Origin of the sequence: Vibrio sp. S12_S33 (genome assembly GCF_963889785.1) — a bacterium.
Lineage (GTDB): Bacteria > Pseudomonadota > Gammaproteobacteria > Enterobacterales > Vibrionaceae > Vibrio > Vibrio aestuarianus.
Genome location: NZ_CAWPQZ010000263.1, coordinates 1 through 426 on the forward strand (window position 1 = coordinate 1; position 426 = coordinate 426).

Annotated in this window: 1 protein-coding gene; it reads left to right on the plus strand. The window is 58.7% G+C overall.

The window, feature by feature from the left end:
• A partial coding sequence (locus AACW06_RS20095; protein WP_238336780.1) for an Ig-like domain-containing protein occupies positions 1–426 on the plus strand: 426 nt, incomplete at both ends.

Here is a 426-nt window from a genome sequence, read left to right on the forward strand (position 1 = left end):
AAGTGGGTGATACGGTGACCTTAACCATCACCAACCCAGATAGCAGTGTGACAACGCAAACCTACACCGTGACCCAAACGGATGTCGATACCGGCAGTGCGAACATCACCATCCCAAGCTTGGCGGCAGAAGGTGACTACAGCGTGACGGCGCAGATCAGCGACGCGGCGGGCAACAGCAGTGGTGAGAGTGCGCCAGTGACGTTTGATTTTGACGCCACCGTGCCAACTGCGGTGCCAACACTCACCATCGCGGATGCCGCGGACGGCAGCGTGAGCGTGGCCGAGAACAGTGACGGTGTTGAAACCAACGTGACCCTACCAACGGGCGTGGAAGAAGGCGATACGGTGACGTTAACCATCACCAACCCAGATGGTAGCACCACGGAGCAAACCTACACCGTGACGGCGGCGGATCTTGCCAATG